This is a genomic window from Pyrobaculum sp. (genome assembly GCF_049971835.1).
Lineage (GTDB): Archaea > Thermoproteota > Thermoprotei > Thermoproteales > Thermoproteaceae > Pyrobaculum.
The window spans coordinates 1-2631 of the sequence record NZ_JBMFKV010000230.1 but is presented as its reverse complement, the minus strand read 5'-3'; the positions used below and the strand labels follow the sequence as shown (position 1 = coordinate 2631).

At 54.5% G+C, this 2631-nt stretch carries 3 protein-coding genes; all 3 read right to left on the bottom strand.

Going from position 1 to position 2631, the window contains the following annotated elements; genetic code table 11:
- A partial coding sequence (locus ACP5J3_RS12870) for a protein kinase domain-containing protein (RefSeq protein ID WP_428496052.1) occupies window positions 1-1147 on the bottom strand: 1147 nt, incomplete at its 3' end.
- 78 nt (window positions 1148-1225) lie between these two features.
- On the bottom strand, window positions 1226-1366 hold the full coding sequence (locus ACP5J3_RS12865) for a hypothetical protein (RefSeq protein ID WP_428496051.1): 141 nt from the start codon (window positions 1364-1366) through the stop codon (window positions 1226-1228).
- A gap of 381 nt (window positions 1367-1747) precedes the next feature.
- On the bottom strand, window positions 1748-2631 hold an 884-nt coding region (locus tag ACP5J3_RS12860; RefSeq protein WP_428496050.1), incomplete at its 5' end, for an ankyrin repeat domain-containing protein.

The following is a 2631-nucleotide window of genomic DNA, read 5'->3' as shown; positions in this document are numbered from 1 at the left end:
TGCGCCTGCTGTAGGCTAAACCAATTACGTCCCCGCATTTCAGCTCCGCCTTGCCGCAAACGCCGCTTGATTCCCCGCCTGTGCGGGTACCGCCGTAGACTATTATGAGACTGTTAGACCTATTAATCACAGTTCCATTAGTCGAGCATAAATCTTCAACAACCCAGCGTCCGTCTCTATACGATATTCTGGCGTGTCTTCTACTAACGAAGTCGGAGTTTATAATTATATCGCCCTCTCTGCCCAACACGTACGGCTTATCTGGAAGTAACAATATTACAATATCGCCTATCAAGAGGTATCCCACAGGGCGGGCTTGGAGAGCCTTCTTAACTTCTGCGACGTTTTGATATCTTTTTCTGTAATCGGCCTCAAGACACCCCTTAAACACTTTATCAAACACGTCTCTGTAGCTACCGCAGTCGGCAATTTCGCATAACGGCATATTGAGGTTAATAACGGGTCCAAATGGTGAGGTCGTTATTAATTCGCCGCGTTCAATCCTTTCTATACACGGCCCGCCGCGGTTGCATTTCAGCATTGATAGAAGAACCACGCCCCACATATATATGTCGGAGGCCGGCGTTGCGATCCTAGCCTTTAGCTCAGGCGCCGAGAAATATCCGTGGTGGATACGAGAGCCAGAGGCGTATGTCAAGGTGGTTGCGGCGCCGAAATCTATGACCACGGGCTCCCCGCTTCTTCTCACTATTATGTTATCTGGCGTGAAGTCTCTGTGGACTATTCCCTCTGTATGGAGGCGCTCCAATACGTCTAGCAGGGCGAGGGCTTTTGTATACGCCTCTTCTGGAGAGAGGCCGCCTCTCCTCTTGATATATTCATCAAGCCTCTCGCCGTCAATATACTCGGTAACAAGATAGGGCACGCCCTTGTATATGCCGTGTGCAACATACTTCACAATATTGGGGTGGCTAATTCTCGACAGCAGCTCTGCCTCTGCTCTAAGCCTATTCTTCACATCTCCGAAACCTCTGGGGATTTTGACCGCAACTTTGGTACCACTCATCATGTCAATGCCTAAATAAATACATCCCTGCCCGCCACACCACAATTCGCCCTCGATTTTAAATCTACCGTCAAGGACAGAGCCGAGATTAATCTCAACAGTCTCCGAGCTAGGAGCCATATGTGCCACCTCTCCAAAAAATTTTAGCCTTTCTCGGCAGATACTTATCGTCTAAAGAGTCGTAACCTCAAATACTCTTTAGTTCCAAGCCAGCAACATGATGTATTTTACTAATGCGGCATACTGTGAGACGGGGCTCACAACAGCTGGCCTCCTCCGCGGCGATCCGGATCTGTGGGCGACGTTATACTGCGCCGCCAGCCTCACGATTTTCCTCACAGCCTCCTCTGTCCACAGCCTCCACAGCCGCTACAGCTGGCTCTTCGCGGTCTCGGCGCAATTGCCTGCGCAGAGGGGGTGTGGCGGGCCGCCTCTTTCTCCACTTGACGAATGCTGGGGCCGCCGGGCGGCGTGTGCCTGGGGCTGGCGGCAGGCGGGCGACCCGCCGCCGCTCGGCTACCGTGCCTCGGCGTCTTCTACACGATGCCGGCGTGGCGGAGGCGTGCCGGCGAGTTTCCTACGCGGGCGGCATGTTGCCGCAGATCTGTAGTTGTCCAGCGGCTTTGACGGAATGCGCCGGCGGTCTGCCGTCGAGGCGCGGGCGGCCGCGAGGCCGGTTGGGGCATCGGGAGCGCGTCGGGGCGTGGAGGGGGCGTCCAGTTATCTGCACCTACTCCTCACGATTACTATCCTTGCCTTCATATTGGCCAGTAGCCTAACGAGCTCGGCTGTGCTTGGTATCCCGCTTTTTAACAGAGACTGTACGTTCCTCGCTTCTTTCAGGGTGTCGTCCAGCTCCTTGGCTACCCTGCGGTCTTCCCCCTCTACGCTGTCTCTTAAGGCGGCAATGACGCCTTCCAGCTTGCTGGTGAACGGCTCCAGCCTCCGTCTTAGATCCTCCATCTCATTCTCGGCGATCTGCGCGGCGATCCTCTCAACGTATTCTACATACTGCTCTAGGGAACTCTGGAGTTCCTCTATCATCCTACAGAGAGGTTCGTTGATTAAGGACCGGTGCCCCGCCTCCACAGCCTGCGCCCCCGTTCTGCCCGTCGGTCCGCTGGCCTTTTCCTTCGATACGACTGGCTGATGCGACGAGTCTGAGGCTCGCGAACCTTCGAGGATCTCGACAACATCGTGATGACCGTTTTCTCTGGCGAGATCTAGAGGAGTTTTGCCGTCATTATTCCTAATGTTTGGATCGGCGCCGTGTTCAAGGAGCAGTTTAACAATATCGGCGTGGCCGTTCAGCGCCGCGAAGTGCAGTGGCGTATTGCCAGACTTGGTCCTCACGTTTGGTTTTGCTCCGTGCTCTACCAGGTACTTGACAATATTTAGATAGCCCCTATTCGCCGCGTTGTGCAAAGGCGTCACGTCTTCAAAGGATCTTGCGTTGACGTTGGCCCCACGCTCAACGAGTATCTTGACAACTGCGTAGTGGCCCATATAAGCCGCGATGTGCAACGGCGTGGCCCCATCGCCAGTAGTTGCGTCCACGTAAGCTCCCCGCTCTATCAAGTATTCAACCACGTCAGGATGCCCTC